Below are 23,071 nucleotides of genomic sequence, written 5' to 3'. Positions count from 1 at the left end.
GCCGGACGCAGGAACTCCGTGCTTACCCGGTGTCCAAACGGGGCTGGATGAGATTCGCGGGCCGCACGGGCCCGCCGGTCGGGCCGGGCAGTGTTTGTCAGGGTTTTGTTTTGAAAGGGGTTTTGCTTGTTTTGATGCGCTTTTCCCGCTGCCTGGCGGCCCCGAAAATTCGTCCGGTTTCCCTTCTTGAATTTGTCAAAACCCGTCCATATAATTAGCACTCGCTGCACGAGAGTGCTAACAATTCTCTGCCGGGCGATCCGCCGGGCAGATTCCCTAAGCGTTCTTCAATCTCAGTCAAGAGAGGAGTGAATATGAACCTTCGTCCTTTGCACGATCGCGTGATCGTCAAGCGCCTGGATCAGGAAACCAAGACCGCCTCGGGCATCGTGATCCCCGAAGCCGCTGCTGAAAAGCCGGATCAAGGCGAGATCCTTGCGGTCGGCCCGGGCAAGCGTGACGACAAGGGCGCCCCGATCGCGCTCGACGTGAAGGTCGGCGATCGCGTCCTGTTCGGCAAGTACGCAGGCCAGACCGTGAAGGTCGACGGCCAGGAACTGCTGGTCATGCGCGAAGAAGACATCATGGCCGTGGTCAACGCTAACTAAGCGTCCTCCGACGGTACATATTCCCAAGAATTCAAGGAGTTAGAAGATGGCAGCTAAAGACGTCGTATTCGGCGATTCCGCCCGTTCGAAGATGGTCGAAGGCGTGAACATTCTCGCCAACGCAGTCAAGGTCACGCTGGGTCCGAAGGGCCGCAACGTCGTGCTCGAGCGCAGCTTCGGCGGCCCGACGGTCACCAAGGACGGTGTGTCGGTCGCGAAGGAAATCGAGCTGAAGGACAAGCTCCAGAACATGGGCGCGCAAATGGTCAAGGAAGTCGCTTCCAAGACCAGCGACAACGCAGGCGACGGCACGACGACGGCAACCGTCCTCGCGCAATCGATCGTTCGCGAAGGCATGAAGTACGTCGCATCGGGCATGAACCCGATGGACCTGAAGCGCGGCATCGACAAGGCAGTCGCAGCGGCTGTCGAAGAGCTGAAGAAGATCAGCAAGCCGTGCACGACGAACAAGGAAATCGCACAGGTCGGCTCGATCTCGGCGAACAGCGATTCGTCGATCGGCGATCGCATCGCTGAAGCGATGGACAAGGTCGGCAAGGAAGGCGTGATCACCGTCGAAGACGGCAAGTCGCTGGCCGACGAACTCGACGTCGTCGAAGGCATGCAATTCGACCGCGGCTACCTGTCGCCGTACTTCATCAACAACCCGGACAAGCAAGTCGCCGTCCTCGACAACCCGTTCGTGCTGCTGCACGACAAGAAGGTGTCGAACATCCGTGATCTGCTGCCGGTGCTCGAGCAAGTCGCGAAGGCTGGCCGTCCGCTGCTGATCATCGCCGAAGACGTCGAAGGCGAAGCGCTCGCAACGCTGGTCGTCAACAACATCCGCGGCATCCTGAAGACCGTTGCGGTCAAGGCACCGGGCTTCGGCGATCGTCGCAAGGCGATGCTGGAAGACATCGCGATCCTGACCGGCGGTCAAGTCGTCGCGGAAGAAACCGGCCTGACGCTCGAGAAGGCAACGCTGGCAGAACTGGGCCAGGCGAAGCGCATCGAAGTGGGCAAGGAAAACACGACGATCATCGATGGCGCAGGCGAAGCCGTGAACATCGAAGCACGCGTGAAGCAAGTGCGCGCGCAAATCGAGGAAGCGACGTCGGACTACGACCGTGAAAAGCTGCAAGAGCGCGTGGCCAAGCTGGCCGGCGGCGTGGCAGTGATCAAGGTCGGTGCTGCGACCGAAGTCGAAATGAAGGAAAAGAAGGCACGTGTCGAAGACGCACTGCACGCAACGCGCGCAGCTGTGGAAGAAGGCATCGTGGCAGGCGGCGGCGTTGCGCTGATCCGCGCTCGCACCGCGATCGCAGGCCTGACCGGCCTGAACGCCGACCAGAATGCCGGCATCAAGATCGTGCTGCGCGCAATGGAAGAGCCGCTGCGCCAGATCGTCACGAACGGCGGCGAAGAAGCCAGCGTCGTGGTGGCGGCAGTTGCTGCAGGCAAGGGCAACTACGGCTACAACGCAGCGACGGGCGAGTACGTCGACATGGTCGAAGCCGGCGTCGTCGACCCGACCAAGGTCACGCGTACCGCACTGCAGAACGCAGCTTCGGTTGCAGGCCTGCTGCTGACGACGGACGCAGCCGTTGCAGAACTGCCGAAGGAAGACGCACCGATGGCTGGCGGCATGCCGGGCGGCATGGGCGGCATGGGCATGGACATGTAATCGACTTCGGTCGATGGTGTCCGGAACGCGCAGCGATGCGCGTTCCAGTCAAAAGAAAAGACCCGCAGCGATGCGGGTCTTTTTTTATTTGGGCGCGGGATTCGATGCGTGCGCAGGCCGGGCGTCGCGCCCGACGGGGCCGAGCCCCGTGCGGCGGCGGGGTATGCCCGCCGCGCCCGGCTCAATGCCGGTGCGACGTCCTCGGCACCGGGTCGGCCTTCGTGGCCCGCGGCGTGTCCGCGTCCTCGTTGCTGCGCGCCCAGAAGAACCGGTCGGGCAGGTACGCGCCCATGCCGGGCCGGAACGCGTCGCGCACGGCCTGGTACAGGTACTCCTGCGCCTCGCGGACCGCCTCGGGCGGCTCCTGGCCGTTCGCGAGCAGCGCGGCGATGGCCGCGCCCAGCGTGTCGGTGATGCCCATCAGCCGGTGCGGCGAGCGATCCCACATGTCCTCGCGGAGCTGGCCTTCCTCGCCGTACAGCGTGTTGACGAGCCGGTGCGAGCCCGTCTCGGACGACAGGATGTACTCGCAGCCCTGCGACAGCAGGTGCGACACGGCCGCGTCGAGATTCGGCGCCTCGGCGTCGCCGTCCGGCTGCGCGAGCGCGATCAGCGTCGCGTGGTCGGCGACCAGCAGCGTCGTCTGCGGTGCCAGCAGGTCGGCGATCGATTCGCGCAGGTCATCGGCCGCGAGCACGTGCTCGTCGTCGAGCGTGAAGTCCGGCGCGAGCACGAGCGGCACGCCGTCGTAGTCGGCAACGACCTCGGCGATCGCGCTCACGACTTCCGCGCGGGTCGCCGCGCCGATCTTGAACGCGGCGACCGGCATGTCCTCGAGCAGCATGCGCGCCTGGGCGGCGACGACGTCGGGATCGAGGCCGGTTACTTCGTCGCAGGCGGCCGAGTCGCGCACGGTGTAGCCCGTCAGGACGGACACGCCGTGACAGCCCATGCTCGCCAAGGTCATCAGATCGGCTTGGATGCCGGAGCCCCCGGTGGGATCGGACAGGCCGAAGGTGAGGACGATCGGAGGGGCGTTGCTGGACATGTAAAAATGGGGCAAGAGAAAAACGGGAAAGCGACGGAGATGCGGACGGCGAGGCGAAATGGGCTTTTTCGGCCCTGTGTTGCCCGGCAGGCCGCACTTTTCAGTCATTATGCGGCGGAATCCGGCCCGCACGACGGATTTTTTAGCGCAGCGCAACGTAGTCGCCGTACTCCAGCGCGATTGCTAGGCAGTCCGGCCCCGACACGGTACCATCATGGCTCCCGAATTTACCGACTTTCCCGACGCGGCTTAAGATGGAATACAAGAGCTGGATGTGCCTGATTTGTGGCTGGATTTACGACGAAGAAGCCGGGCTGCCGGAAGAGGGCATTGCCCCGGGCACGCGCTGGGAAGACGTCCCGATCAACTGGACGTGTCCCGAATGCGGCGCCCGCAAGGAAGACTTCGAGATGGTCCAGATCTGACCGGACCTTTGGCCTACGGACACCCCGCTCCGGCCTCGCATCGGCCCGGCGCTCGCGCGCCGAGGTTCGCGCGAGCGGCTTGACGATGACAGGCGCGCGTGTCCATGACGGCCGATCCGGCGAACGTTCCCCTCCCTGACGCACTGCCCAACCCGCGCGGCGGGGCCGTGCGCGCGGCCGACGCGTGGCTTGCGGCGGCCGCCGAAGCATTCGAGCGGCGCGATGACGCGGCCGCGCCGCTGTCCGCTGCGGCGGCCGTACTGGCGGAAGCCGGCTGGCTGTCGGCCGCGCGTTTCGCCGGGCAACTGTCGGCCGCCGCGTCGCTCGCCGCCGCCGAGCCGACTTCGGCCGGCTGGCGTGCCGCGCTGCGCGATTTCCGCGCGGCGGTCGGCCGCCACAACCTGCGCGAGCTCGCCTGCTCGCCCGTTCTCTTCGACCATTTCCGTGCATTGCGTGCGCAAAGCGCCGCCGATCTGCGCGCAAGCGCGCCGCTCGACGCGCTCGCGCTCGTCGGCCGCGCGGTGCCGCCGGCCACGCTGCGTGTGCTGCCCGATGCGTTCGCGACCCGGGTACGCGCCCGCTACGAGCAGGCGCTGCTCGGCGTGCTGCGTGCGCAGCACGGCGCGCCCGACGCGGCGCTCGACGAACTCGATGCGATGCAGGCCGCGCTGGCCGGCGACGGACCATACGATTTCTGGCGGCTCGCGGCCGCGTGCCTGCGCGCGCTGCGTGCAAGCGGCGCGCCCGAACTGAAGCGCTTTCTCGCGCGGACGAACCTGCTGCTCGGCGAGCATGCACAGGGCCGGCGCAGCGCGCCGCCCGAGCTCGTGCGCGAGACGGTCGCGCTGTTGTGGCGCGATTTGGCGCTGTTCGGCGCCGCGGCCGAGGACGTCGCGCTCGTCGACGTGCTGCACGACTACGGGCTGACGGTCGACTGGCACGTCGCCGGCACGCCTGCGTCCGAAGCGCTGTGGGAGGCCGATGCCGCGCGGGCCGAGCACGACGCGGTCGCCACCGCGCCGACCCGCGCGCTCGGCGTCGTGACCGTCAATGCGCATGCATATGAGGATTTCCTGCAGACCGCCGATGCGTCGATGGCCGACCTCGCGGCCGATCCGGCCGCGGCCGACCCGGGTGCCGCGTGGCACGCGTCCGGCGCCGCCTACCGGGTCGGTACCGCCGCGTGCGCGCTCGGGCTCGGCCACGCGGCGCTGCTGGCCGACACGCTCGGCCTTGCGTGGCGCCGCGCGGCGCACGGCGTGCCGCTCGCCGACGGCGGCCTCGATGCGCACGGTCACGCGTCCGACATGTTGCGCGCGGCGCTGCTGAAGATCGCGGCCGGCGTCGCGCCGCCGGACCTGACCGCGGCGTCTGAAGCGCTTGGCGCGGCGCTCGGCCGGACCTGACGAACAAGGGAACGGACACGCGGCTGCGCCCCTTGCCGCGCGGGCCTGCAACACGCTGCCGACAGTGCCCGTGCGCGTGTTAGAGTGCCGTGTGATCCGCGCGCGCCGTTGCCAGCGTGGCGCGGCGTTGCTTGTTGATCGCGGCCCGGTCAGGTCGCGGCGTCTTTGCTAATATTCAAACCATGTCAAAGCCTTCCGATCGCATCAATCTCACCAACCAGTTCCTGATCGCCATGCCGAACATGGCCGATCCGACGTTCTCGGGAACGGTGGTCTATCTTTGCGATCACAGCGAGCGCGGTGCGCTCGGCCTCGTCATCAACCGTCCCACCGACATCGACCTCGAATCGCTGTTCAACCGCATCGACCTGAAGCTCGATATCGAGCCGCTGCTGCACATCCCGGTGTACTTCGGCGGCCCGGTCCAGACCGAGCGCGGCTTCGTGCTGCACGAGCCGGTCGAGGGCGCGAGCTACAACTCGTCGATGTCCGTCGACGGCGGGCTGGAGATGACGACGTCGAAGGACGTGCTCGAGGCGGTCGCGACGGGCACCGGCCCGAAGCGCTTCCTGCTGACGCTCGGCCATGCGGGCTGGGGCGCAGGGCAGCTCGAGGAAGAAATTTCCCGCAACGGCTGGCTGACCGTGGCCGCCGATCCGCGCATCGTGTTCGACACGCCGGCCGAGGAGCGCTTCGAAGCCGCACTGGGCCTGCTCGGCGTCAGCTCGTCGATGCTGTCCGGCGAAGCAGGGCACGCATGAGTGGCGCGAGCGCGCGCGATGCGACGCTCCTGGCGTTCGACTACGGCGAAAAGCGAATCGGGGTCGCGATCGGCAATGCGCTGACGCGCTCGGCCCGTGCGCTCGTCGTGATCCAGAACCTGAATCGCGAGCACCGCTTCAAGGCGGTCGGCGACCTGCTGGCCGAATGGCGGCCGGACGCGCTCGTCGTCGGCCTGCCGATGCATCCGGACGGCACGCCGCACGACATGACGCAGCAGGCGAAGCGCTTCGGCAACCAGTTGAACGGCCGCTTCGGGTTGCCCGTCACCTGGGTCGACGAGCGCTATTCGTCGGTCGAGGCCGAGGCCGGGCTGCGCGAGCGCAACGTGCGCGGCCGCGCACGCGCCGAGATGCTCGATGCGGAGGCCGCGCGCGTCATCCTTCAACAGTATCTCGATCAATTGTCCGACCATGAGCCCCATTGACGCCGACGCGCTTTACCGCGTCCTGCTCGACCAGATTCGCGCCGCGTACGGTACGGCTTTCGCCGAACCGGGCGGCCCGCGGCTCGCCGGCATCTACAGCGGCGGCGCGTGGCTCGCCGAGCGCCTCGCGCGCGATCTCGGCGCGCCGGCGTTCGGCGTCGTGAACGTCGCGCTGCATCGCGACGACTACGCGAAGAAGGGGCTGCACAGCCAGGCCAGCCCGACGTCGCTGCCGTTCGATGTCGACGGCGCGCGCATCGTGCTCGTCGACGACGTGCTGTACACCGGGCGCACCGTGCGCGCGGCGCTCAACGAGCTGTTCGACTACGGCCGTCCGGCCGCGGTCGAGCTCGCGGTGCTTGCCGACCGCGGCGGCCGCGAGCTGCCGGTCGCCGCGCGCTTCGCGGGCGGCGCGCTCGACGTGCCGGCCGGCGCGACGCTCGTGCTCGCGCGCGACGATGACGCGCAGTTCACGCTGCGCGTCGAGGCGCACGGCGCCTGAACGACACGCAAAACCGTATCCCGGGCCGCTGGTTTGCACCGCGGCCCGTTTGCATAGTTGGAATCACGCACACCATGACCACCGACACCACTGGCCGCACCGGCAATCCCGCTGCGGCCGCGAGCCCCGACCGGTTCCGCTACGGTTTCCTGAAGGGCAACCCGCAGCTCACGAAAAACGGCGAGCTGAAGCACCTGCTGTCGATCGAGGGCCTGCCGCGCTCGATCGTGAACCACATCCTCGATACGGCCGAGCAGTTCGTCAGCGTGACGGACCGTGAAGTGAAGAAGGTGCCGCTGCTGCGCGGCAAGTCCGTCTTCAACCTGTTCTTCGAGAACTCGACGCGCACGCGCACGACCTTCGAGATCGCCGCGACGCGCCTGTCGGCCGACGTGCTGAACCTGAACATCAATGCATCGTCGACGAGCAAGGGCGAATCGCTGCTCGACACGATCAACAACCTGTCGGCGATGCATGCCGACCTGTTCGTCGTGCGCCACGCATCGAGCGGCGCGCCGTACCTGATCGCCGAGCACTGCGCGCCGCACGTGCACGTGATCAACGCCGGCGACGGTCGCCATGCGCACCCGACGCAGGGCCTGCTCGACATGTACACGATCCGTCACTACAAGCGCGACTTCACGAAGCTGCGCGTGGCGATCGTCGGCGACATCCTCCATTCGCGCGTCGCGCGCTCGGACATTCACGCGCTCACCACGCTCGGCGTGCCGGAAGTGCGCGCGATCGGCCCGCGCACGCTGCTGCCGGGCGGCCTCGAGCAGATGGGCGTGAAGGTGTTCCACAACCTCGACGAAGGGTTGAAGGGCGTCGACGTGATCATCATGCTGCGTCTGCAGAACGAGCGGATGAGCGGCGCGCTGCTGCCGTCCGCGCAGGAATACTTCAAGACCTGGGGCCTGACGCCCGAGCGCCTCGCGCTCGCCGCGCCCGACGCGATCGTGATGCACCCGGGCCCGATGAACCGCGGCGTCGAGATCGACTCGCAGGTCGCCGACGGTCCGCAGTCGGTGATCCTCAACCAGGTCACGTTCGGCATCGCCGTGCGGATGGCGGTGATGGGCATCGTCGCCGGCACCAGCGACTGAGCCCGCTTTCGCGCATCCCTATTCACGCAATCAACGCATTCACAGACAGCGCATGAAGATTCATATCAAAGGCGGCACGCTGATCGACCCGGTCGCCGGCACCGAGCGGCAGGCCGACGTATTCGTCGCGGCCGGCAAGATCGCCGCGATCGCCGAGGCCGGCACGGCGGCACCGGCCGATTTCAACGCCGCGAAGACCATCGACGCGTCGGGCCTGATCGTCGCGCCCGGTCTCGTCGACCTGTGCGCGCGGCTGCGCGAGCCCGGCTACGAGCACAAGGCGACGCTCGCATCCGAGATGGCCGCGGCCGTCGCGGGCGGCGTCACGACCCTCGTGTGCCCGCCGGACACCGATCCCGTGCTCGACGAGCCGGGCCTCGTCGAGATGCTCAAGTACCGCGCGCGCAACCTGCACCAGGCGAACGTTCATCCGCTCGGCGCGCTGACGGTCGGCCTCAAGGGTGAGGTGATCACCGAAATGGTCGCGCTGACCGAGTCCGGCTGCGTCGGCTTCACGCATGCGAACGTGCCGGTGCGCGACACGCAGGTGCTGCTGCGCGCGCTGCAGTACGCGAGCACCTATGGCTACACCACGTGGCTGCGCCCGCTCGACGCGTTCATCGGCCGCGGCGGCGTCGCCGCGAGCGGTGCGCTCGCGTCGCGGCTCGGGCTGTCCGGCGTGCCGGTCGCGGCCGAGACGATCGCGCTGCACACGATCTTCGAACTGATGCGCGTGACGGGCGCGCGCGTACACCTCGCGCGGCTGTCGTCGGCGGCGGGCCTCGCGCTCGTGCGCGCGGCGAAGGCCGAGGGGCTGCCCGTGACCTGCGACGTCGGCGTGAACCACCTGCACCTGATCGACGTCGACATCGGCTATTTCGATTCGCAGTTCCGGCTCGACCCGCCGCTGCGCAGCGAGCGCGACCGCGAAGCGATCCGCGTGGCGCTCGCCGACGGCACGATCGATGCGATCTGCTCCGACCACACGCCCGTCGACGACGACGAGAAGCTGCTGCCGTTCGGCGAAGCGACGCCCGGCGCGACGGGGCTCGAGCTGCTGCTGTCGCTGACGCTGAAGTGGGCCGACGAGACGCGCACGCCGCTCGCGCAGGCGCTGCGCCGCATCACGTCCGCGCCGGCCGACGTGCTGAAGCTGCCGGCGGGCCGGCTGGCCGAAGGCGGCGCGGCCGACCTGTGCGTGTTCGACCCGCGCGCGCACTGGCGCGTCGAGCCGCGCGCGCTGAAGAGCCAGGGCCACAACTCGCCGTTCCTCGGCTACGAACTGCCCGCCTGCGTGCGTACGACGCTCGTCGCCGGACAGATCGCGTTCGAGCGCCACTGAACCACGCCGGACCCTCGCCATGACCGTCTTTCGCAAGCTGCGTCTCGTCTTTCACCTGTTGCGCGGCATGGTGACCGTCGCGCTGCGTTTTTCGCACGTCACGCCCGCGCGCCGCGCCGAGATGACGCGCCGCTGGTCGCTCAAGATGCTGCGGATCTGCGGGATGCGCGTCGTCGTCCACAACGACGGCGCGCGGCTCGACGCGAGCGCGCTCGTCGTCGGCAACCACGTGTCGTGGCTCGACATCTACGCGGTCAACGCGTGGCGGCCGACGCCGTTCGTGTCGAAGGCCGAGGTGCGGCAGTGGCCGGTCGTCGGCTGGCTCGCCGAGAAGCTCGACACCGTGTTCCTGCAGCGCGAGAAGCGCACCGAGGCGATGCGGATCATGCACGAGATGGCCGAGCGCCTGCGCAACGGCGGCGTGATGTGCGTGTTTCCGGAAGGGACGACGTCCGACGGGCAGGATCTGTTGCCGTTTCATGCGAACCTGTTCCAGGCCGCGGTATCGGCCGGCTGCGCGGTGCAGCCGATCTGCCTGATGTACGAGGACGCGCAGCGGCGGCAGTCGGTCGCGCCGGCCTACACGGGCGAGTTGTCGCTCGGCAAGTCGCTCGACATGGTGCTGCGCGGCGGCCCGCTCGTCGCGCACCTGTACGTGTGCGAACCGATCGCGCCGGGCGGCGACCGGCGCGCGATGTCCGCCGCGGCGCGCGACGCGATCGCGGCCGCGCTCGCGACGCTGCAGCAGAAGGTCGGCAAGCCGTCGGCCGAGTCGCTCGCGGAGCTGGCGATGCATGCGTATCCGGCGACCGAGCTCGGCGCCGGCGCGTCAGGCGACGGGGCGGCCGACGAGCCGGTGCCGGGGCGCGAGGGGTGAGGCGCTTGCGTGCGGCGTGCCCACTCCGAGGCGGTCAGTCGGGATGGTCGGCGATGCGCTGCGTATCGATCTCGAGTGCCCCGGACGCGTGTCGCCTGACGACGACATAGTCGTCGTATTCCGGTAGTTCGGACGAATACGCGCTCAGGTACGCGTGATTGTCCCAGTGAGAAATCTCCGGCGACGATGCACGCTGGTAGACATCCGACACGGGACGGTCGTCGTTCTGCTGCTCGTGCGGATACCAGTCGAGATGTCGGCCATCGAACGGCGTATACACGCGCATGCCCGACTTCAGGCGCCGGAACGGCTGGGCGGAGCGATGCACGGCAAAGGTTGTGTCGATCGGCGCACGGAGATGCGCGATCTCCCGGCCGCCAATCATGCGGATCTCGGGACGCTGGTGCCAGAACTGGCTGATATGGCGATTCATCACGCGCCCGAAGAGCGGATAGCTTTTCCGGATGTCGTCGATTCTCAGCATCGGCCCGACGCACTCGATGTCCGAAAACGCGTTCAACAGTTCGAGATAGACTGCGATCGCATCGGGGCTCGATTCGGCGAGGTCGATATCGCAGTCCGTCACGATGTACGGGCCCGGCTCCCGGGACGAAAACACCGCGGATACGGTTTCATCGACGAGATTCAGTTCGTTGGCGTCCGAAATGGGTGCCCGCCTGAACACGCGGATTCGATCGTGCGCGAGTTCGTCGAGCACGTGCAGCGTTTCGGGATCGTTGCTGCCGTTGTCGTGGACAATGATCTCCACGGGCACGCTCTGGCGTCGGTACGACGCGATGACGCGCCGGAGCATCGCGCCGCGGTTGTAAGAAATGACGACCAGCGGCAGCGGCTGGAATCCGGGTTCGCCGGGCAGCGCTTCCCGGTGGGTGAAGGTTGCCGGCAGGTATCGGCGGCCTTCGCGTCGGCCGTGCTCGAGGTAATGCTGCGCCGGATCGACGCCTGCTGCGCGCACGTCGAGATGCAGCAGCAAATACGCTTCGGCAGAAAAGTCGGGAGGCAAGCTGCTCATCGATTTCCTCGGTGTCTGGATATCGCGTACTTTCCGGAATTTACCGGGCGACGTCGAGGTGTTTTTCCGGAAAGTTCACGGTGTGTCGTACGATGGTCGGGACTCATTCGCCCGACGTACCGCACGCTTCGCACTGCACCTGCGTGACCGTGCGTTGCGCCGGATCGGCCGTCAGTCGCACGGCCGACAACTGGTTTCCCCACACGCATCCCGAATCGAGCGCGACGACATTCTCGCGCAGCATCAAGCCGAGCGCGGCCCAGTGCCCGAACACGACCGTCACGTCCTCCGTGCGGCGCCCCGGCACGTCGAACCACGGCAGGTAACCGGGCGGCGTGCTGTCCGGGCCGCCGTTCGCCTTGAATTCCATGGTGCCGTCGGGCGTGCAGAAGCGCAGGCGCGTGAAGGCGTTGAACGCGACGCGCATCCGGTCGCGTTTCTTCAGATCCGGGCTCCATTGATTGGGCTCGTTGCCGTACAGCTTCTGCAGCGTGTCGCGCCAGTCGGGCGCGCGCAGCGCGCGCTGGAGTTCGTCGGCGAGTTCGAGCGCGAGCGTGGCATCCCATTGCGGCAGCACGCCCGCATGCACGAGCAGCATCCCGTTTTCCGCATGCACGAACGGGCGGTGGCGGACCCAGTCGAGCAGCGCTTCGGCGTCCGGCGCGTCGAGGATCTCGCCGATCGTGTCGCCCGGGCGTTCGGTGCGCAGGCCGGCGGAGACTGCCAGCAGGTGGAGGTCGTGATTGCCGAGCACGACGGTCGCGCGCGGGCCGAGGTCGACGAGCGCGCGCAGCGCGGCGAGGGAGTCCGGCCCGCGGTTGACGACGTCGCCGGCGATCCACAGCGGCGTGTCGGCCGGCGCTGAAAGCTTGTCGAACAGCGCCTGGAAAGCGGAATGACAGCCCTGGATGTCGCCGATGGCAATGGGGGAATGGGTCATGAGAGGCAAGTTGTTACAAATCTTGACGCTAATCGAAAAATGGAGTGGCTGCTGCAGCGCGGCTACGAGCGCCATTGCGAGATTTTAACGTATTGATTTGAATGCGATTTTTTGGGATGCAGCGGGTCCGGAGCACTGTTTCAAGTTGTTAGCGACGTGGCTTTCGAGCAGGGTCGCTTCTTATAATCGAGCGCTCCCCAACAAAATTAGCATTTCATGACTTTGACGGTTCGGGTCAGCAGTTAGAATGCCCGCCTTGGGGGACGCGCACGTTGACGTCGTCGCGTTCCGAATTCGTGGCGGCTCGCGCTTGAGGCCTGCCGTGTATGACTAGAGGGAGCCTCATGATCCTGGTGACGGGCGGCGCAGGTTTTATCGGTGCCAACTTCGTAATCGACTGGTTGCGTCAATCCGACGAAGCCGTGCTCAACGTCGATAAGTTGACCTACGCAGGCAACCTTCGCACGCTGCAATCGCTGAACGGAAGCCCGAAGCACGTGTTCGCCCGCGTCGATATCTGCGATCGCGCGGCGCTTGACGCGCTGTTCGCCGCACACCGGCCGCGCGCGGTTCTGCATTTCGCGGCGGAAAGCCACGTCGATCGCTCGATTCACGGTCCGGCCGAGTTTATTCAGACCAATGTGGTCGGCACCTTTACGCTGCTCGAAGCCGCGCGTCAGTACTGGAACGCGTTGCCCGACGCGGAGCAGGCCGCGTTCCGTTTCCTGCACGTGTCGACCGACGAAGTGTTCGGTTCGCTGTCCGCAACCGATCCGCAGTTCTCCGAAATGACACCGTACGCGCCCAATAGCCCGTACTCGGCGACGAAGGCCGGCTCCGATCACCTGGTGCGCGCGTACCATCATACGTACGGCCTGCCGACGCTGACGACGAACTGCTCGAACAACTACGGTCCGTACCAGTTCCCCGAAAAGCTCATCCCGCTGATGATTGCGAATGCACTCGCCGGCAAGCCGCTGCCCGTCTACGGCGATGGCCAGAACGTACGCGACTGGCTGTACGTCGGCGATCACTGCAGCGCGATCCGCGAAGTGCTCGCGCGCGGCGTGCCGGGCGAGACCTACAACGTCGGCGGCTGGAACGAAATGACGAACCTCGATGTCGTGCATACGCTGTGCGATCTGCTCGACAACGCACGACCCAAAACGCAAGGCTCGTACCGCGACCAGATCGCGTACGTGAAGGATCGTCCGGGTCACGACCGCCGTTACGCGATCGACGCGCGCAAGCTCGAGCGCGAGCTCGGCTGGAAGCCGGCCGACACGTTCGCGACCGGCCTCGCGAGAACGGTCGCCTGGTATCTCGACAACCAGGCGTGGTCCGACGAGGTGGCTTCCGGCGAATATCGCAAGTGGGTCGAGACCAATTACGCGGAACGTGTTTGACAGGAGCAGCGATGGCACGCAAGGGCATCATTCTCGCCGGCGGTTCAGGCACGCGGCTCTATCCGATCACGCATGCGATCTCGAAGCAGTTGCTGCCGGTGTACGACAAGCCGATGATCTACTACCCGCTGTCGACGTTGATGATCGCGGGCATCCGGGACGTGCTGATCATCTCGACGCCGCAGGACACGCCGCGCTTCGCTTCGATGCTCGGCGACGGCAGCCAGTGGGGGATGAACATCGAGTATGCGACGCAGCCGTCGCCGGACGGGCTCGCGCAGGCGTTCATCATCGGCCGCGACTTCGTCGGCAACGATCCGTCGGCGCTCATCCTCGGCGACAACATTTTCTACGGGCACGATCTCGCGAAGCAGCTCGAGCGCGCGAGCGAGCGCGATGCGGGCGCGACCGTGTTCGCCTATCACGTGCATGACCCCGAGCGTTACGGCGTGGTGGAGTTCGACCGGAACTTCCGCGCACTGTCGATCGAGGAGAAGCCCGCGAAGCCGCGTTCGCACTATGCGGTCACGGGGCTGTACTTCTACGACAACCGCGTGTGCGACATCGCGGCGGACATCAAGCCGTCGACGCGCGGCGAACTGGAAATCACCGACGTCAATTCGCGCTATCTCGCGGACGGTGCATTGAACGTCGAGATCATGGGCCGCGGCTACGCGTGGCTCGATACGGGCACGCACGATTCGCTGATCGAGGCGGCGACGTTCATCGCGACGCTGCAGAAGCGTCAGGGGCTCGTGGTCGCGTGCCCCGAGGAGATCGCGTACCGCAGCAACTGGATCGACGCGGAGCAGGTGCTGAAGCTGGCGCAGCCGCTCTCGAAGAATGCCTACGGGCAGTATCTCAGGAACCTACTCACCAATCAGGTCGCATGGCAATCCAGGTAACGGCAACGGCGCTGCCCGAAGTCAAGCTCATCGAGCCGAAGGTCTTCGGCGACGCGCGCGGCTATTTTTACGAGAGCTTCAACGGACGCGAGTTCAGGCAAGGCGTCGGGTTCGACGTCGAGTTCGTTCAGGACAACCATTCACGCTCGACGAAGGGCGTGCTGCGCGGGCTGCACTACCAGATCGAGCATGCGCAGGGCAAGCTCGTGCGCGTGATCGAGGGCGAGGTGTTCGACGTCGCGGTCGACATTCGCCGCAGCTCGCCGAACTTCGGCAAGTGGGTCGGCATGGTCCTGTCGGCGGACAACCATCGTCAGCTTTGGGTGCCGCCCGGATTTGCGCACGGCTTCGTCGTCCTGTCGGAGGCCGCGCAATTCCTTTACAAGACCACCGACTACTGGTTTCCCGAGCACGAGCGCAGCATCGTCTGGAACGATCCGGAGATCGGCATCACCTGGCCTATCGACGGCGAACCGGTACTGGCGCCGAAGGACGCGGCGGGCAAGCGTCTGAGCGAGTCCGACGTCTATGCGTAAGGGCGGCATGAATCCCGCGCCGACGATCCTCGTGACGGGCGTGAACGGACAGGTCGGCTTCGAACTGTTGCGGACGCTGCAGGGGCTCGGCCGCGTGGTGCCGTGCGACAGGTCGACGCTCGATCTGTCCGATCTCGATCGCGTGCGTGCCTTCGTGCGCGACGTGAAGCCGTCGCTGATCGTCAATCCGGCCGCCTATACGGCGGTGGACCAGGCCGAGACCGATGTCGACGCCGCGCGCCGCCTGAATGCCGACGTGCCGCGCGTCTTCGCGGAAGAAATGGCGCGTAGCGGCGGCGCGCTGGTTCACTACTCGACCGACTACGTGTTCGACGGCACGAAAGCGGATGCGTACGTGGAAACCGATGCGACGAATCCCGCGAACGTCTATGGCGCGACGAAGCTTGACGGCGAGCGGGCGATCGCGGCAACGGGATGCGCGCACCTGATTCTGCGAACGAGCTGGGTGTATGGCCGTCGCGGCAGGAACTTCCTGCTGACGATGCTGAAGCTGGGCGCCGAGCGGCCGGCGTTGCGTATTGTCGCGGATCAGGTCGGCGCACCGACCTGGGCGAAGACCATCGCGGCCGCCACGGCGCACATCGTCGCGCAGGGCACGGCGTCGACCGAGGCCGACTGGTGGACGCGTCGCGCCGGCGTGTACCACTTCACGTCGGCCGGCGCCACGTCATGGTGCGGTTTTGCCGAAGCCATCTTCGCGACCGCGATGTCGTCACACGTGCCGCAGGTCGTGCCGATCGCGTCGAGCGAGTATCCGACGCCCGCGAAACGGCCCGCGAACTCGAGACTGTCGCTGGACAAGCTGACCGCGACGTTCGGACTGCAGATGCCTGACTGGCGCGATGCGCTGGCGCTGTGTCTGGCCGAATGATCCCGGACCGCCCCGGTGCGTGAAGACCGTCGAGCGGGCGAAGTCCCGGATGACGGTCGCGGGGGATTGTTCCTTGTCGTGAGGACGCCGCCGGGCCTGACGACGACCGATCCGGCGCGTTCGACGACGTCGACGTGACCGATCGGTAACGTCGGGTCGCCGATCGGGCCCGAGACGGGGCCGGATGATCGCGCTGCAAGCGTGTTCGGGCCTTCTCCGGCGGCCGTCCCGGGTCGACCGTCGTTTTCGGGGAGAGTGGTGCCGGCTATAATTCTGTTCCTGCCGGGTCGCGCAAGACCGGCTGGCAACCACACCGGCGGGTGTATGGATGTAAGTGGCGAAGGCGTTGGCTTCGCCAGCGAATACTAAATCTGGAGTGAATGTGATGTTAATCCCCGTCATCCTGTCCGGTGGTGCCGGTACGCGACTTTGGCCCGTTTCTCGCGAAGGGCATCCCAAACCGTTCATGAAGCTCGCCGACGGCGAGAGTCTGCTGCTGAAAACCTACCGTCGCGCCGCCGCGGTGGTCGGCGGCGGTGAGGAAGCGCCGGGCGGAGAATTGCTGACGGTCACCAATCGCGACTACTACTTCATGAGCAAGGACGAGTTCGCGAGCGCGGCGCTCGGTGAGCAGCGGCCCGGCGTATTCATGCTCGAACCGGCCGGCCGCAACACGGCGCCCGCCGTGGCGATGGCGGCGCATCGTGTCGCCGAAAAGTACGGGCGCGACGCGCTGATGCTGGTACTGGCGGCCGATCACCTGGTTCAGGACCAGAAAGGCTTCGTGGCCGCCGTCGCGAGTGCGGCCGCACTCGCGAAGCAAGGCCGGCTGGTGACGTTCGGCATCGTGCCGACGAGTCCGGATACCGGCTTCGGCTACATCGAGGCAGGGGAACCGGTCGGAGCCGGCCGGGCGGCGCTGCGCTTCGTCGAGAAGCCGGATGCGGCGAAGGCGGCCGAGTACCTCGCGGCGGGCAACTACCTGTGGAACTCGGGCATGTTCTGTTTCAAGGCCGGCGTCATTCTCGACGAGATGGCTCGTCATGCGCCGGACGTCGCCGCGGCCGCCGAAGCCTGCTGGGCAGCGCTGCAGGAAGCCAACCAGGCGTCGACGCAGATGCTCGAGATCCCCGCCGAAGCGTTCGAGAAGATGCCCGACATCTCGATCGACTACGCGGTGATGGAGCGCTCGTCGAACGTGGCCGTGGTGCCTGCCAGCTTCGGCTGGAGCGACATCGGCTCGTGGGGCGCGGTGCGCGACCTGGTTGAGCCCGACGAGGACAGCAACCGGGCCGTCGGCGATGCGATTTTCGTCGACAGCCGCAACATGTACGTGCAGACCCAGGATCGTGTGGTGGCGTCGGTCGGCGTGGCCGACCTGATGATCATCGATACGCCGGACGCACTGCTGGTCGCGCATCCCGACCGCGCGCAGGATGTGAAGCAGGTCGTGGCTCGTCTGAAGAAACGCAATCACGACGCTTACAAGCTGCATCGCACCGTGAGCCGGCCGTGGGGAACCTACACGGTGCTGGAAGAAGGGCCGCGATTCAAGATCAAGCGCATCGAAGTCAAGCCGGGCGGGAGCCTGAGCCTGCAGATGCACCACCATCGCAGCGAGCACTGGATCGTCGTGAGCGGGATGGCCAAGGTTGTCAACGGGGATCAGGAAATCTTCGTCCGGACCAACGAGTCCACGTATATTCCTGCCGGCCACAAGCACCGCCTCGAGAATCCGGGCGTGCTGGATCTCGTGATGATCGAGGTGCAGAGCGGCGAGTATCTCGGGGAAGACGACATCGTTCGCTTCCAGGACGTTTACGGGCGGGCGTGATGCTAGGGATGTTGAGAGTTCTTTGGGCCTACCGCGGTTTCATTCTCGGTAGCGTCAAGCGGGAATTTCAGTCCAAGTACCGCAATTCCCTGCTCGGAGCGGCGTGGACCGTACTCAATCCGCTTGCGATGATCGTCGTTTATACGGTGATCTTTTCGCGAGTCATGCATGCTCGCTTGCCTGGGGTGGACAGCACTTTCGCGTACAGCATTCATTTGTGCGCGGGTGTGTTGCCGTGGGGCATGTTTGTCGAAATTGTCAGCAACGGCCAGAACACATTTGTCAACAATGCGAACCTGCTCAAAAAGCTGAGCTTTCCGCGGTTGTGTCTGCCGATCATCGTGGTGATCAATGCGCTGGTCAATTTCGCGATTGTGTTTGGGTTGTTCACCGTGTTCCTGGTGATGACGGGCAATTTCCCTGGTTTTCCCTATCTTGCCGTCGTTCCCGTGTTGACCCTGATGACGTTGTTTGCCATCGGGCTGGGCATCATGCTCGGGGTGTTGAACGTGTTTTTTCGCGATGTGGGGCAGTTCTTCGGGATCGTGCTGAATTTCTGGTTCTGGATGACGCCGATCGTATATGCGGCCGACATTTTGTCCAAGTCCACGCAGGCTGCGTTGCGCTTTAACCCGATGGCGCCCGTGATCGAGGCCTTCCAGGTCACGATGGTGCAGCACGTCTGGCCGGATTGGTCGACGCTGTTGTTTCCGTTCGTATTGAGCATTGGGCTGTGTCTCGCCGGCTTCAGTCTGTTCCGCAAGCATGCGGGTGAAATGGTGGATGAACTCTGATGGGTACCATTACCGTTACCAATCTTGGCAAGGCATACAAACAGTATCCGACGCGGTGGTCGCGTCTTGTCGAGTGGCTGGATCCGCGTCGCAAGCCTCATCACACGCTGCACTGGGTGCAGCGTGACGTGAATTTCTCGGTTCGCTCCGGCGAGGCGCTGGGTATTGTCGGCATTAACGGTGCCGGCAAAAGCACGCTGTTGAAAATGATCGTCGGCACCACGCAGCCGACCGTCGGCAGCGTGACGCGGTCTGGCCAGGTCGCGGCGTTGCTTGAGCTCGGAATGGGGTTCCATGCGGACTTCACCGGGCGCCAGAACGTCATGATGGCAGGGCAACTGCTCGGTTACAGCGTCGAAGAGATTGTCGCGTTGATGCCCGAAATCGAGGCGTTCGCTGAAATCGGCGAATACATTGACCAGCCGGTGCGCGTGTATTCGAGCGGGATGCAGGTGCGTCTCGCGTTCAGTGTCGCGACGGCTCGTCGTCCGGACATCCTGATCGTCGACGAGGCGCTCTCGGTCGGCGACGCATATTTCCAGCACAAGAGTTTCGATCGCATCCGGGAGTTTCGCAAGCAGGGCACGACGTTGTTGATCGTTGCGCACGACAAGGCCGCGATTCAGGCCATCTGCGATCGCGCGATCCTGCTGAATGCCGGCAGGCTGGAGATGGAAGGATCGCCCGAGGCGGTCATGGATTACTACAACGCGATGCTGGCGGACCATCAGAACCAGGAGGTTCGTCAGGAGGTGCTCGAGAGCGGCAAGGTCCAGACGATTTCCGGTACGGGTGAGGTAACGATCGATCAGATCGCGTTGCTGAATCGAGACGGCCGACCAATCGAAGTGGTGCATGTCGGGCAGCCGGTGACGCTGCGGATCTCTGCCGAGTGTCGTGAGTCCGTGCAGGAGCTGGTCATGGGCTTCATGATCAAGGACAGATTGGGACAGACCGTCTTTGGCACCAACACGCACAATCTCAAGTCCGACATCGGGGATGTGGCTGCCGGCGAGAATGCGACGGTCGATTTCGAATTTCTCGCGAATATCGGCCCGGGCAGTTATTCCGTTGCCGTGGCGTTGCATACGGGCAGTACGCACATGCAAAACAACTTTGAGTGGAGGGATCATGCCCTCACATTCAGTATGGTGAACGGCGACGAGAGCGAATTTGTCGGAATTACGTGGATGCCGACACAGGCGAAGGTGGTGTCGTGAGTGAGAATTTCTACCGAGCTTTCGAAGAGCGCTATTACGCGCCTCGGGATCTCATCAAAAGCATCCGCAAGCAGTATTTGCCGTTCGTTGAGCCGCTGGCATCGATCTACCCGGGCGGCAACACGTTCGACCTGGGCTGTGGTCGTGGCGAGTGGCTGGAACTGATGTCCGAACAAGGTTTGACGCCTTTCGGCGTGGACCTGGACGCCGGCATGCTGCAAGCCTGCGAGGAACGTGGCTTGCCCGCGGCGCAGGGCGATGCGGTGGCCTATCTGAAGTCGCTGGAATCGGACAGCCAGGTTCTCGTGTCGGCTTTCCATGTCGTCGAACACATTACCTTTGAGCAGTTGCAGGCTGTCGTTGCGGAGGCATTGCGGGTGTTGCGGCCTGGCGGCTTGCTGATCCTCGAGACACCGAATCCGGAAAATATCGCGGTAGCGACCAACAACTTTTATCTGGATCCCACGCATCAAAAGCCGATTCCGTCCCTGCTGCTGTCTTTCGTGGTCGAGCATGGTGGGTTCGAGACGGTGAAGACGCTCCGGTTACAGGAGTCGCCAGCGTTGCGGGATCCTGGTCATGCGGTGTCGCTGCTGGACGTGATACGTGGTGCGAGCCCTGACTATGCCGTGATTGCCCAGAAGGCTGCCGATTCGGAAATCAAGGAGAGATTTTCGCAGGTGTTTGCGACCGATTATGGTTTGTCGCTGGAGCAATTGGCCGACCGTTACGAAGCGCGAACTGAATCCGTGCGGCTCCGGATGGAAAAAGCCGAGGCGGGAGTCGAGCGGATGGGCGAACTGGTTCGTGTGATCGGCGGGCAGCTACAGCTGGCCCAGGAGCGGCTTCAGTCCGTCGAGGCTGATGTGAATGCCGGGCAACGGCAGGTTACCGAAGACCGGCTCAACCTCGCAGAGGAGCGGTGCCGGCATGCGGAGGCGTTGCGCCAGCATGCGGAGAACCAGCTTGGCGCCGTGGAGACGCGGGCTCAACATGCGGAAGCGCAGGCCCGGCAGGCGAATGAACTGTTGCATGCCGTGCTGCACAGCACGTCCTGGCGTGTGTCGAAGCCGGTGCGTATGGTCGGCGCTCCGCTTCGCAGGTTGACCTCTGCAATCCGCGACCGCAGATTGCTGTCAGGGATCAAGGGGCGAATCAAGGGCGTACTCAGGGTCGGGGCGGCTGAACTCGCGAAGCGGCCGGCATTGAAGCGTGCGGCTCTCAGGTTGGTGAGGATGAGTCCGGCACTGGACCGTCGATTGCGCGCCGTCGTGACACAGTCGACGAGCGCTGAAGTCGGTTCTCCTCTGTCTCAACGAGCTTTGCCGGAGTCGGTCCGTGAAGTGCTCGACGAGCTCCGGGCTGCCGCGCGTGCGTCCGAGTCCCGGTGACGATGCGCGTAACCGAATAGATGGAACTGCCGTGCACGCGAATAGTGTGCCGGCAACAATGCTAAGTGCTGCTTTGGAAATAACGTCCCCCATGCATAAACCCCAGCCCGCTAACGCGATCAGACCACGAATCCTGGTGGTCGGCGACATCATGCTTGACCGCTACGTCATTGGTGGCGTCTCTCGCATTTCTCCTGAGGCGCCGGTTCCCGTTCTGGCTGTCGGTCGCGAAGAGAATCGGCCAGGCGGTGCTGCGAATGTGGCAGCCAACGTCAGTGCCATGGGAGGGGACGCAACACTGCTGGCGGTGGTCGGTCACGACAGCGCGTCGATCGAGCTTCAGAAGTGCTTGCAGGGGTACGGCGTACGGACCATGTTCGTGTCCGACCCCGAGGGCGGCACGACGCAGAAGACCCGCTTGATGGCGGGCGCGCAACAGATCGCCCGCGTTGATCGCGACGTGCGGCCGACGGCGCGTACCCAGGCGCTACTGCTCGAAGAATTCAGGCGAGTCGCATCCGACCATGACCTGATCGTGTTTTCCGACTACGCGAAGGGTACGCTGGACCACCTGCCGGAATTTCTGGCGGCGGCAGCGGCTTTGAATATTCCCACACTGGTCGATCCGAAACGGACCGACCCCGCGTTCTATCGGGGCGCAACGTTGCTCAAACCGAATAATTCCGAATTCATCGGACTGTTCGGCGATTACACGTCCGAAGATGAACTGCTGGAGCGGGCACAGCAGGTGTTGGGTGAACTGAGCTTGCGGCATCTCGTCGTGACCCGTGGCGCGAAGGGCATGGTCTACGTGAGCAAGGACGGCCATTTGGGTAGCATCCCCACGCACGCACGTGATGTCTTCGATGTATCGGGCGCGGGAGATACCGTACTCGCCGCACTGGCACTGGCGCTGGCCCGCGGTACTTCGGTATCCGAGGCGGTGCATATCGCCAATGTGGCGGCAGGCATCGCTGTCTCTCATTCCGGCACCTATGTGGTCAGGGCGGATGAAGTTCGCGATCAACTGTATCCGTCACGCCAACGTGCCCCCAAGCTGGTGGATCAGGAAACCCTCGCGAAGCTGCTGCTGGCGCATCGGCAGCGAGGGGAAGTCATCGTATTCACCAACGGCTGCTTCGACACGCTGCACCCTGGCCATATCCGCTTCCTCAACGAAGCGCGTGCGCAGGGCGATATTCTGGTCGTGGGGCTCGATTCCGATGCTTCGGTGAACGAACTCAACGGTTCCGGGCGCCCAAGCCATTCCTTTGCCTATCGCGCCGAAGTGCTGGCTGGCCTGGCGGCTGTGGATTACGTGGTGGAGTTCGACGCGCCGACGCCATTGAAATTGATCGAGTCTCTTGAACCCGACGTCCTCGTGAAGGGCGGCGACGAAGAAGTGCATGACATCGTTGGCCATGACGCGGTAAGTGCTCGCGGAGGTCGCGTGGTCGCGCTCGAACTCGACGATGGCTACTCGACTACCGGTGTCGTTCAGAAGATCAGCGCGGTGCGTGATCAATGACCTTGCTTGCTGTAGAACAGGAGCGCAGCCTGCGCGCGTTGTGCGAAGCTGCCCTGCCGCGATGGGTAGTCCAGGGCTACGACGCCAGTTTGAGCCTGTGTCACGAGCGGCTCGAATTTTCAGGTCGTCCGCAGGGCGAGCTGTCTCGTCGCTTGATGGTGCAATGCCGTCAGCGCTACGTTCTGAGCCACGTGAGCCTTCAAGGTTGGTTTGACGGAGGTTCTGTGATCGAACGAACCTGGAGCGGGATTCAGCGCCGCTTTTACCACTCGAGGCTGCCCTTTGGATGGGCCTTTTCCATCAGCACGCCCCGACGCGCTGTTGCGCCGGATTGTTCCGGGGTCGCGACGGCCTGGTCGGCGTCGGTAGCTCAAGTAAAGTAGG

General features: G+C 65.0%; 23 protein-coding genes. 20 read left to right on the top strand and 3 right to left on the bottom strand.

Annotated elements, in window-relative coordinates; translation table 11 throughout:
* Positions 1-314: 314 nt before the first annotated feature.
* Positions 315-608: a co-chaperone GroES gene (locus JYG32_RS10210; protein ID WP_026044985.1), complete on the top strand. Its 294-nt coding sequence runs from the start codon at positions 315-317 to the stop codon at positions 606-608.
* A 46-nt stretch (positions 609-654) separates the two neighbouring features.
* Positions 655-2,295 (top strand): chaperonin GroEL, encoded by a 1,641-nt coding sequence (gene groL / locus JYG32_RS10205; protein ID WP_096472611.1) that lies wholly within the window; start codon positions 655-657, stop codon positions 2,293-2,295.
* Positions 2,296-2,476: 181 nt separating this feature from the next.
* On the opposite strand, the gene JYG32_RS10200 is transcribed toward groL, so the two are convergent.
* Positions 2,477-3,343: a hydroxymethylpyrimidine/phosphomethylpyrimidine kinase gene (locus JYG32_RS10200; protein WP_213263483.1), complete on the bottom strand. Its 867-nt coding sequence runs from the start codon at positions 3,341-3,343 to the stop codon at positions 2,477-2,479.
* A gap of 254 nt (positions 3,344-3,597) precedes the next feature.
* Here JYG32_RS10200 and JYG32_RS10195 point away from each other — a divergent pair, with 254 nt between their 5' ends.
* From JYG32_RS10195 to JYG32_RS10160, 8 genes are all read left to right on the top strand, one after another.
* Positions 3,598-3,768, top strand: a complete 171-nt coding sequence (locus JYG32_RS10195) for a rubredoxin (protein ID WP_004186709.1) — start codon at positions 3,598-3,600, stop codon at positions 3,766-3,768.
* A 104-nt stretch (positions 3,769-3,872) separates the two neighbouring features.
* Positions 3,873-5,174 (top strand): hypothetical protein, encoded by a 1,302-nt coding sequence (locus JYG32_RS10190; protein WP_213263482.1) that lies wholly within the window; start codon positions 3,873-3,875, stop codon positions 5,172-5,174.
* A gap of 182 nt (positions 5,175-5,356) precedes the next feature.
* On the top strand, positions 5,357-5,935 hold the full coding sequence (locus JYG32_RS10185) for a YqgE/AlgH family protein (RefSeq protein WP_006491354.1): 579 nt from the start codon (positions 5,357-5,359) through the stop codon (positions 5,933-5,935).
* Positions 5,932-6,381: a Holliday junction resolvase RuvX gene (gene ruvX, locus JYG32_RS10180; RefSeq protein WP_213263481.1), complete on the top strand. Its 450-nt coding sequence runs from the start codon at positions 5,932-5,934 to the stop codon at positions 6,379-6,381. The genes JYG32_RS10185 and ruvX overlap by 4 nt, the downstream gene beginning before the upstream one ends.
* A complete protein-coding gene (gene pyrR, locus JYG32_RS10175) occupies positions 6,368-6,883 on the top strand; it encodes a bifunctional pyr operon transcriptional regulator/uracil phosphoribosyltransferase PyrR (protein WP_213263480.1) in 516 nt (171 codons plus the stop codon). Before ruvX ends, pyrR begins: the two co-directional genes overlap by 14 nt.
* Before the next feature lie 74 nt (positions 6,884-6,957).
* Entirely contained in the window at positions 6,958-7,989 is a 1,032-nt protein-coding gene (locus JYG32_RS10170; RefSeq protein WP_174384510.1) for an aspartate carbamoyltransferase catalytic subunit, read from the top strand.
* A gap of 52 nt (positions 7,990-8,041) precedes the next feature.
* Complete coding sequence (locus JYG32_RS10165) at positions 8,042-9,331, top strand: dihydroorotase (RefSeq protein WP_213263479.1); 1,290 nt, start codon at positions 8,042-8,044, stop codon at positions 9,329-9,331.
* A gap of 19 nt (positions 9,332-9,350) precedes the next feature.
* Positions 9,351-10,208, top strand: a complete 858-nt coding sequence (locus JYG32_RS10160) for a lysophospholipid acyltransferase family protein (RefSeq protein ID WP_213263478.1) — start codon at positions 9,351-9,353, stop codon at positions 10,206-10,208.
* Between the two features lie 34 nt (positions 10,209-10,242).
* Here JYG32_RS10160 and JYG32_RS10155 read toward each other — a convergent pair whose 3' ends face one another.
* Positions 10,243-11,241 carry a glycosyltransferase family 2 protein gene (locus JYG32_RS10155; protein ID WP_213263477.1) on the bottom strand — a complete coding sequence of 333 codons (999 nt, stop codon included), beginning with the start codon at positions 11,239-11,241 and terminating at the stop codon, positions 10,243-10,245.
* Between the two features lie 103 nt (positions 11,242-11,344).
* Positions 11,345-12,181 carry a symmetrical bis(5'-nucleosyl)-tetraphosphatase gene (locus tag JYG32_RS10150; RefSeq protein WP_213263476.1) on the bottom strand — a complete coding sequence of 279 codons (837 nt, stop codon included), beginning with the start codon at positions 12,179-12,181 and terminating at the stop codon, positions 11,345-11,347.
* A 344-nt stretch (positions 12,182-12,525) separates the two neighbouring features.
* On the opposite strand from JYG32_RS10150, the gene rfbB reads away from it, so the two are divergent.
* From rfbB to JYG32_RS10100, 10 genes are all read left to right on the top strand, one after another.
* Positions 12,526-13,587 (top strand): dTDP-glucose 4,6-dehydratase, encoded by a 1,062-nt coding sequence (gene rfbB / locus JYG32_RS10145; RefSeq protein WP_213263475.1) that lies wholly within the window; start codon positions 12,526-12,528, stop codon positions 13,585-13,587.
* 11 nt (positions 13,588-13,598) lie between these two features.
* Positions 13,599-14,492, top strand: coding sequence for a glucose-1-phosphate thymidylyltransferase RfbA (gene rfbA / locus JYG32_RS10140; protein WP_213263474.1), 894 nt, complete (start codon positions 13,599-13,601; stop codon positions 14,490-14,492).
* The gene (rfbC, locus tag JYG32_RS10135) at positions 14,477-15,028 is read left to right on the top strand and encodes a dTDP-4-dehydrorhamnose 3,5-epimerase (RefSeq protein ID WP_213263473.1); all 552 of its coding nucleotides are present in this window, start codon (positions 14,477-14,479) and stop codon (positions 15,026-15,028) included. The genes rfbA and rfbC overlap by 16 nt, the downstream gene beginning before the upstream one ends.
* On the top strand, positions 15,021-15,920 hold the full coding sequence (rfbD, locus tag JYG32_RS10130) for a dTDP-4-dehydrorhamnose reductase (RefSeq protein WP_213263472.1): 900 nt from the start codon (positions 15,021-15,023) through the stop codon (positions 15,918-15,920). The genes rfbC and rfbD overlap by 8 nt, the downstream gene beginning before the upstream one ends.
* 385 nt (positions 15,921-16,305) lie before the next feature.
* A complete protein-coding gene (locus JYG32_RS10125; protein WP_174381598.1) occupies positions 16,306-17,754 on the top strand; it encodes a mannose-1-phosphate guanylyltransferase/mannose-6-phosphate isomerase in 1,449 nt (482 codons plus the stop codon).
* Positions 17,754-18,548, top strand: a complete 795-nt coding sequence (locus JYG32_RS10120; RefSeq protein ID WP_174381597.1) for an ABC transporter permease — start codon at positions 17,754-17,756, stop codon at positions 18,546-18,548. The genes JYG32_RS10125 and JYG32_RS10120 overlap by 1 nt, the downstream gene beginning before the upstream one ends.
* Positions 18,548-19,768, top strand: a complete 1,221-nt coding sequence (locus tag JYG32_RS10115; protein ID WP_174381596.1) for an ABC transporter ATP-binding protein — start codon at positions 18,548-18,550, stop codon at positions 19,766-19,768. Before JYG32_RS10120 ends, JYG32_RS10115 begins: the two co-directional genes overlap by 1 nt.
* Positions 19,735-21,159, top strand: coding sequence for a class I SAM-dependent methyltransferase (locus JYG32_RS10110; protein ID WP_249744529.1), 1,425 nt, complete (start codon positions 19,735-19,737; stop codon positions 21,157-21,159). Before JYG32_RS10115 ends, JYG32_RS10110 begins: the two co-directional genes overlap by 34 nt.
* Before the next feature lie 91 nt (positions 21,160-21,250).
* Entirely contained in the window at positions 21,251-22,687 is a 1,437-nt protein-coding gene (locus tag JYG32_RS10105) for a PfkB family carbohydrate kinase (protein WP_174381594.1), read from the top strand.
* The gene (locus tag JYG32_RS10100; RefSeq protein ID WP_213263471.1) at positions 22,684-23,070 is read left to right on the top strand and encodes a hypothetical protein; all 387 of its coding nucleotides are present in this window, start codon (positions 22,684-22,686) and stop codon (positions 23,068-23,070) included. The genes JYG32_RS10105 and JYG32_RS10100 overlap by 4 nt, the downstream gene beginning before the upstream one ends.
* Position 23,071 lies beyond the last annotated feature (1 nt).

It is taken from the genome of Burkholderia pyrrocinia, from assembly GCF_018417535.1.
GTDB lineage: Bacteria > Pseudomonadota > Gammaproteobacteria > Burkholderiales > Burkholderiaceae > Burkholderia > Burkholderia pyrrocinia_E.
This window is presented reverse-complemented; position numbering and strand designations above follow the sequence as displayed.